This window comes from Pseudonocardia sulfidoxydans NBRC 16205 (assembly GCF_007989085.1).
GTDB classification, from domain to species: Bacteria; Actinomycetota; Actinomycetes; order Mycobacteriales; family Pseudonocardiaceae; genus Pseudonocardia; species Pseudonocardia sulfidoxydans.
Window position 1 is genome coordinate 1 of sequence record NZ_BJVJ01000191.1, and the last position, 821, is coordinate 821.

Below are 821 nucleotides of genomic sequence, written 5' to 3' on the forward strand. Positions count from 1 at the left end.
ACCCCATTGATGCGAGTATCCCGTGATCTTCGAGACGCTGACCGAAACGCAGAGACGTATAGTTCGACCCCCTATCGGAGTGGTGGACTATCTGCCCACCATGGACGTTGCGGGTCCAGACGGCGTACTCGAGCGCGCCGAGGATCAGGTCGGTGTCGCAGCGGTCCGAGCAGCGCCACCCGACGATGCGGTTGGAGAAGGCGTCGCGGACCGCGGCCAGCCAGAACACCCCCTCCCCGCAGGGGATACGGGTGGCGTCGGCAACCCACAACCGGTCCGGCGCCGGGGCGGTGAAGTCGCGGTTGACCAGGTCCGGGGCCGGGACAGCACGCGGGTCCTGCCTGGTCGAGGCCGTCCGCCAGCGTTTACGCAGGAACGCGCCCTGCAGCCCGTCCTCGCGCATCAGCCGCTCGACCCGCTTGCGTGACACGTGCTGGCCCCCGCGGCGCAGCGTGGCATGGACTCTGGGTGCGCCGTAGGTGCCGCCGGAACGGTCGTGGATCCGGCGGATCTCGGCGAGCAGTCCGGTATCGGCGCGCCGGCGTTCAGACGGGTCGCGCTGTTGGGTGCGCCATCCGTAGTAGGTTGACGCGGCGACGCCGAGGACCCGCAGAATCGGGCTGATCCCGAAACGGTGCTGCAACGCCTCGACCGCTTTCACCACCTCTTCCTTGTCGGGTCCATCTCCTGGGCGAAAAAAGCACTCGCCGCCTTCAGGATTTCGTTGGCCCGGCGCAGCTCAGCATTTTCCTTGCGGAGCCGGCGGAGTTCCTCGGCCTCGGCGGTACTCGGGCGGTCGTGGCGCTCGCCGTGATCGGCCT

Annotated in this window: 1 protein-coding gene; it reads right to left on the bottom strand. The window is 68.3% G+C overall.

Annotation, left to right across the window (positions count from 1 at the left end; genetic code table 11):
• Window positions 1-661, bottom strand: a 661-nt coding sequence (locus tag PSU4_RS30970) for an IS3 family transposase (RefSeq protein WP_186817291.1), incomplete at its 3' end; no start/stop codon positions are given.
• Window positions 662-821: the final 160 nt, after the last annotated feature.